General features: G+C 67.8%; 1 protein-coding gene and 1 pseudogene. Both read left to right on the top strand.

What is annotated here, in order from left to right; genetic code table 11:
* A pseudogene (locus ACLP9N_RS12425) lies at positions 1-5740 on the top strand (amino acid adenylation domain-containing protein); the annotation flags it as partial.
* A 37-nt stretch (positions 5741-5777) separates the two neighbouring features.
* The gene (locus ACLP9N_RS12420) at positions 5778-7466 is read left to right on the top strand and encodes an ABC transporter ATP-binding protein (RefSeq protein ID WP_442407690.1); all 1689 of its coding nucleotides are present in this window, start codon (positions 5778-5780) and stop codon (positions 7464-7466) included.
* Positions 7467-7586: the final 120 nt, after the last annotated feature.

Raw genomic sequence — 7586 nt, 5'->3', positions numbered from 1 at the left:
CTCACCGCAACGTCACCCAACTGATCGAGTCGTTGCATGCGCATCTGCCGCCGGCGGGCGTGTGGTCGCAGTGGCATTCCCTGGCCTTCGACGTCTCGGTCTGGGAGATCTGGGGTGCGTTGCTCGGTGGTGGGCGGCTCGTGGTGGCCCCCGAGTCGGTGGCCGGCTCGCCGGAAGACTTTCACGCATTGCTGGTTGCTGAGTGCGTGAGTGTCTTGAGCCAGACGCCGTCCGCGGCGGGGGTGCTTTCACCTGAGGGGTTGGGGTCGGCGGCGTTGGTGGTGGCCGGTGAGGCCTGCCCGGCCGAGCTGGTAAACCGGTGGGCGCCCGGGCGGGTGATGATCAACGCCTACGGCCCGACCGAGACGTGGTACGCGGCGATGAGTTCGCCCTTAACGCCCGGGTCGAGTGCGGTGCCGATCGGCTCGCCGGTGTCGGGTGCGGCGTTGTTCGTGCTAGATGGGTGGTTGCGGCCGGTGCCGGCCGGGGTGGTGGGGGAGTTGTATGTGGCCGGTGCTGGGGTGGGTGTCGGGTACTGGCGTCGGTCCGGACTCACGGCGTCGCGGTTTGTGGCCTGTCCTTTCGGGGCGCCCGGTGCGCGCATGTATCGCACCGGGGACCTGGTGTGTTGGGGTACCGATGGGCAGCTGCGCTATCTGGGCCGCGCCGACGAGCAGGTCAAGATCCGCGGATATCGCGTCGAGCTGGGCGAGGTGCGCGCGGTCTTGGCCGGGCTGGACGGGGTGGAGCAGGCGGTGGTGATAGCCCGCGAGGACCGTCCCGGGGACAAGCGTCTCGTTGGTTATGTCACCGGGACAGCAGAACCGTCCGAGATTCGCGCCCAGCTGGCCGAGCGGCTACCGGCGTATATGGTCCCGGCGGCGGTGGTGGTATCGGAGGCGCTGCCGTTGACATCCAACGGCAAAATCGACATCCGCGCCCTGCCGCCACCGGAATACCAGGACGTCGGTCGTTACCGCGCTCCGGCTAGCCCGGTCGAGGAGATCCTGGCGGGCATCTACGCGCAGGTATTCGGGCTTGAGCGGGTCGGGACCAATGAGTCGTTTTTCGATTTGGGTGGCGATTCGTTGCTGGCGATGCGCCTGATCGCCGCGGCCAATAAGGCACTGGATGCCGGCCTTGCCGTGCGCACCGTATTCGAGGCGCCCACGGTTGCCCAGTTGGTCCGCCGCATCAATTGCGATCCCGGTCGGCTGGAGCCGTTGGTGACGGGGGAGCGGCCCGCGGTGATTCCGTTGTCGTTTGCGCAGAGCCGGCTGTGGTTCCTCGCCCAGTTGTACGGGCCCTCACCGGTTTACAACATGACGGTGGCGTTGCGGTTGTGCGGTCAGGTTGACACCGACGCCGTGGGCGCGGCCCTGGCCGACGTGGTCGCGCGCCATGAAAGCCTGCGGACGCTGTTTGTGGCCCCCGAGGGGATACCGCGGCAGCTCGTCGTTTGCGACGACCGGGCCGATGTCGGCTGGGAGGTCGTCGATGCGACCGGATGGCCGGCGGCCCGGATCGCGAAGGCCATCGATGAGGTGACGCGCCACAGTTTTGATCTGTCTACCGAGATCCCTTTGCGGGCAATGCTTTTGCGCGTCGGCGACGACGAACACGTGTTGGTGGCTGTGGTGCACCACATCGCCGCCGACGGCTGGTCGGTCGGCGTGCTAGCCAGCGATCTGGGTGCTGCCTACGCCTGCCGCTGTGAGGGGCGGCCGCCGGCCTGGGCGCAATTGCCGGTGCAGTATGTCGATTACACGCTGTGGCAGCGGGAAAGCCTCGGTGATCTCGCGGACCCCAACAGCCGCCTCGCCGCGCAGTTGGCTTATTGGGAGCAGGCGCTGGCGGGGATGCCCCATTGCCTGGAGCTGCCCACCGATCGGCCGTATCCGTTGGTGGCTGATTACCGCGGGGACACCGTGGTGGTGGAGTGGCCGGCGACGCTGCAGCGACGGGTGGCTTCCCTTGCGCGCGAGCACAATTCGACTAGCTTCATGGTGTGCAGGCCGCCCTGGCGATGCTGCTGGCAAAGCTGAGCGCCAGCACCGACGTGGCGGTGGGATTCCCGATCGCCGGTCGCGGTGATCCTGCCCTCGATGGCCTGGTGGGTTTTTTCGTCAACACCCTGGTGCTGCGGGTCGACCTCGCGGGTGATCCTACTTTCGCCGAGTTGCTCGCCCAGGTGCGACAGCGCAGCCTGGCCGCCTACGAGCACCAGGACGTGCCGTTCGAGGTGCTGGTTGATCGACTCCAACCGCCCCGATCGCAGACCCATCACCCGCTGATCCAGGTGTTGCTGGCCTGGCAGAACAACGCCCCCGCCGAGCTGAGTCTGGGTGACGCGCAGGTCACGGCGTTGCCGGTGGAAACCCACGCCGCCGTTATGGATTTGGCGCTTTCCCTGGCCGAACGCTTCACCGACGCGGGTGAACCGGCCGGGATTGCTGGGGCCGTGGAGTTTCGCACCGACGTGTTCGAGGCCGCCAGCATCGAGGCGGTGATCGGGCGGTTGGAGAAGGTGTTGGTGGCGATGACGGCCGATCCCACCGCGCGGCTGTCGTCGATCGATCTGCTCGACGAGGGTGAGCACACAACGCTGGACCGGTGGGGCAACCGGGCGGTGTTGACCCGGCCCGCGCCCGCCTCGGTGTCGATCCCGGCGCTGTGGGCCGCGCAGGCGGCCCGTACGCCCGCGGCGGTCGCGCTGGTGTCCGGCGAGCGGTCGTGGACCTACCGGGAGGTCGACGAAGCCGCCAACCGGCTGGCGCACCTGCTGGCCGGCCATGGCGCGAGCCCGGGATCGACTGTGGCGCTGCTAATTTCGAGGTCGCCCGAGGTTATCGTCGCGATCCTGGCGGTGTTGAAAACCGGAGCCGCGTATCTGCCGATCGACCCCGCGCAACCCGCGGCGCGGTTGGAGTTCATGCTTGCCGACGCCACCCCGGTGACAGCCGTCACGACCGCCGAGCTGCGCCCGCGGCTCGACGGGTACGACCTCCTGGTGGTTGATATCGAGGATCCGGCGATCGACTACCCGTGCACGGCGCTACCGCCACCGGCCGGTGACGACATCTCCTACGTCATCTACACCTCGGGCACCACCGGTGTGCCCAAGGGGGTGGCGATCACCCACAACAACGTCATCCAGCTGGTGGAATCGCTGGGTGCGGCCCTGCCGCGCGCGGGCGTGTGGGCGCAGTGCCATTCGTATGCCTTCGACGTCTCGGCGTGGGAGATGTGGGGCGCGCTGCTGGGAGGGGGTCGGCTGGTGGTGGTACCCGAATCGGTGGCGAGCTCGCCCGGCGACTTCCACGACTTGCTGGTCGGCCAGCGCGTCGACGTGCTCACCCAGAGCCCGTCTGCGGTGGCGATGCTCTCGCCGGAGGGTCTGGATTCGATGGCCTTGGTGGTGGGCGCCGAGGCCTGTCCCGCAGAGTTGGTGGACCGGTGGGCGTGCGGGCGGTTGATGATCAACGCCTACGGCCCGACCGAGACGACGGTGGACGCATCGATGAGCGCACCACTGGCGGCGGGTTCCGGTGCGCCGCCGATCGGCTCGCCGGTGGCAGGGGCGGCGTTGTTTGTGCTGGACGCGTGGCTCCGGCCGGTGCCGCCGGGTGCGGTGGGTGAGTTGTACGTGGCCGGTGCCGGCGTGGGCGTCGGGTATGTGCGCCGGGCGGCTTTGACGGCGTCGCGGTTTGTCGCCTGCCCGTTCGCGGCGGGCCAGCGCATGTACCGCACAGGCGACCTGGTGAGCTGGCGCGGCGACGGCCAATTGGATTACCTCGGGCGCGCCGACGAACAGGTCAAGATCCGCGGGTACCGCATCGAACCCGGCGAGGTGGCCGCGGCATTGACCGAACTGCCCGGTGTGGACCAGGCGGCGGTCGTCGTCCGCGAGGACCGCCCCGGCGACAAACGTCTGGTGGCCTATGTCACCGGCACGGCAGACCCGTCCGGGGCACGCACGCAACTCGCCGAGCGGCTGCCCTCCTACCTGGCGCCGGCCGCGGTGGTGGTGCTCGACGCGCTACCGCTGACCGTCAACGGCAAACTCGACACCCGCGCCCTGCCGGCACCGGAATACCGGGACGGTGATCGCTACCGCGCACCATCCACCCCGATCGAGGAGATCCTGGCCGCCATCTATGCCCGCATACTGGGCACCGACAGTGTCGGCAGTGTCGGCATAGACGACTCATTCTTCGACCTCGGCGGGGACTCGCTGTCGGCGATGCGGGTGGTCGCGGCCGTCAACGCAGCCCTCGACGCCCAGCTCAAGGTGGCCACCCTGTTCGATGCGCCGTCCGTCAGGGCCTTGAGTCGGCGGTTGGGCGGAGCAGACGTCGCCCCGGCTAACGAAATGCGCTTAGCCGCCGTGCACGGGCGCGGCACCAGCGAACTGAAAGCAGCCGACCTCACGCTGGACAAGTTCATCGACACCATGACTCTGGCCGCGGCCCCGACACTGCCCGGCCCGAGCGCCGAGGTGCGGACGGTCCTGCTGACCGGGGCGACCGGCTTCGTCGGGCGTTATCTGGCCCTGGAATTGCTCGAGCAGTTGGAGCTCATCGGCGGCAGGTTGATCTGTCTGGTGCGCGGCGAGTCCGACGAGGACGCGCAGCGCCGCCTGGAGAAGACCTTCGGCGCCGACGACCCGAAAGGCGACCCGCAACTGCTGTACCGCTTCAGGGAACTCGCCGCCGATCACTTGGAGGTCATCGCCGGTGACAAGGGCGAAGAAAACCTGGGCCTGGATCAGCAGACCTGGGAGCGGCTGGCCGACACCGTCGACCTGATCGTCGATTCCGCGGCCGTGGTCAGCGCGATCCTGCCCTACAGCGAGCTGTTCGGTTCGAACGTCGTCGGCACCGCCGAGCTGATCCGCATCGCGCTCAGCACGAAACTCAAGGCCTACAGCTACGTCTCGACCGCCGACGTGGGCGCCCAGGTCGAGCCGTCGGCGTTCACCGAGGATGCCGACATCCGGGTCATCAGCCCGACCCGCGCCGTCGACGGCAGGCCGGCCAACGGCTACGGCAACAGCAAGTGGGCCGGCGAGGTATTGCTGCGCGAGGCGAACGACCTGTGCGGGCTGCCGGTCTCGGTGTTCCGTTGCGGCATGGTCCTGGCCGACCCCGCGCATGCGGGCCAGCTCAACGTTTCGGACACGGTCACCCGGATGGCGTTGAGCCTGTTGGCCACCGGGATCGCGCCCGGCTCGTTCTACGCGCTCGACGGCGACGGCAACCGGCAGCCCGCGCACTTCGACGGGCTGCCCGTCGGATTCGTCGCCGAAGCGATCGCCGCGCTGCGCCCCCAGGTGGTTGGCTCGTCTTCAGGGGGGTTCCGGACCTACCACGTGATGAACCCGCACGACGACGGCATCGGGCTCGATGAGTACGTGGAATGGCTGATCGAGGCCGGTTACCCGATCCAGCGCATCGACGACTTTGACGAGTGGCTGCGGCGGTTCGAGGCGGGCCTGCGTGCCCTACCGGATCGGCAGCGCCGGCACTCGGTGCTGCAGATGTTGTTGCTCGCGCGCAATTCCCGGCGTTTGCAGCCCTTTGAGCCGAGCCGCGGGTCCGATGCGCCGACCGAGCGATTCCGCGCCGCGGTCCAAGAAGCCAAACTCGGCCCCGACAAGAAGAATCCGGACATCCCGCAAATCTCGGCGCCGATCGTGATCAAATACGCCACCGACTTGCAGCTACTCGGACTGCTCTGATCCCATGCTCAATTTGCTTCGCGCGCACTGGAAGTCGATGACGACGAGCATGTTGCTGCTCGGCATCGCGACCGTGCTCACTCTGCTGCAGCCGCTACTGGCCGGCCGCCTCGTCGACCGTGCGGCGGCGGGCGCACCGATTCTCACGTTGGCCATCGTGCTGGTGACCATGCTCGCCGGACAGTTCCTGCTGGACGCGCTAGGACATTTTCGGCTGGAACGAACCGGCGAGAAGATCGTGTTGGAGTTGCGGGCCGACTTCACCAATCACGTTGTGCGCCTGCCCATCGGCGTATTGGACCGGGGCCGCACCGGAGAGCTGTTGGCGCGCGGAACGAGCGACGCCGGCCTGTTGCGGGAGATGCCACGCGCCGTCGCCGACATTGTGTTCGGAGCCCTGACCTTGCTCGGCGCCAGCATCCTCATGCTCTCCATAGACCCGGCCACCGTTGGTGTCGTGATCGCCGTCATGGCGGTCGCGTTCGCTGCCGGCGCTCCGTTTCTGTCGCGGATCCAACGGGCTTCGGTGGACCGCCAAGTCGCGCTGGGCGATTACACGGCTGGGCTGGAGCGAGCCCTGGGCGCCGCGCGCACCATAAAACTATTCGGCGCCGAAGACCGTGAAGTGAAATCGATCGGCGTCAGCGCGCACGCCGCCTACCGGTCCGGTGTCCGCATCGCGTTAGCCACCGCCACCGACATGTCGATCATCCGGATGGGCGTCACCGGCTCATTTCTGGCGATCATGATCATCGATGGGCGCCGCGTCGCCCACGGCGGCCTACCCGTCGGCCAGTTCGTCAGCCTGTTCGCCTTCGCGATGTACGCGGTCTTTCCCGTCACCGCCGGCATCACCGCACTCAACCACCTGCGCACCTCAGCCGGCGCGTATCAACACCTCACCATCACTCTGCGCGAACTTCCGGAAGGCGACCCCCCAAGACTCGCCGTCGCCACGAAAATCGACAGCCGGCCGCCAGGCCAAAACACCACGCCGCTAGTCGAATTCGACCACGTCTCCTTTACCTATGGTTCCCGCGGCGAGACGCCCGTCCTCGACGACGTCTCCTTCACGCTCGGCCGAGGTCAAATCACCGCGCTGGTCGGGCCGTCTGGCTCCGGCAAGTCAACCATCCTGGCGCTGCTGTGCCGCTTCCACGACCCGCGCGCCGGCACGGTGCGCTGGGATGGTGACGATATCCGCGGCATCCCACTCGACGATCTCCGCGGCCGGCTCGGGCTGCTGGAACAGGACGCGCCCGTGCTCAACGGCACCATCCGCGACAACCTGCGCATCGCCGATCCGGACGCCGGCGACGACGACCTCTGGCTCGTCCTCCAGCAGGCGAACATCGCCGACGAAATCGCCTGTCTCCCAGAACAACTGGACACCCCCGTGCTCGAGCGTGGGCGCGGCCTTTCCGGTGGGCAACGCCAGCGGCTGGCCCTGGCCCGCGCATTTCTGTCGCGGTCGCAGCTCATCCTGATGGACGAACCAACCGCGCATCTCGACCGCGCCAACGAAGGCGACGTCATGGCCAACCTGCTTGGGGCCCGCGGCCCGCGCAGCCTGCTCGTGGTGACCCACAGGCTGCCCACCGTCACCCACGCCGACCAAATCCTGGTTCTTCAGCACGGCCGGATCCAGGCCACCGGCACTCACGCCGAACTGTTACGCACGCCCATCTACCGCGAATTGATCGAGCACCAACTTGCCTCTCGCTAGTGCTCCGTCTGTTAAATAATGCGGTAGTTTGTAGTATGCCTGTTATGACTGCCGCGGCGATGCCGGTCACCGATGAGCAGCGCGCGCAGTTGGAGCGGATGGCGTCGTCGACGTCGTTGC

This window comes from Mycobacterium sp. (assembly GCF_052144515.1).
In the GTDB taxonomy this organism is placed as follows: domain Bacteria; phylum Actinomycetota; class Actinomycetes; order Mycobacteriales; family Mycobacteriaceae; genus Mycobacterium.
This window is presented reverse-complemented; position numbering and strand designations above follow the sequence as displayed.

Coding starts and splice junctions, on each gene's coding strand:
- ACLP9N_RS12420 (WP_442407690.1), top strand. CDS start 5,778: ATGACGACGAGCATGTTGCTGCTCGGCATCGCGACCGTGCTCACTCTG.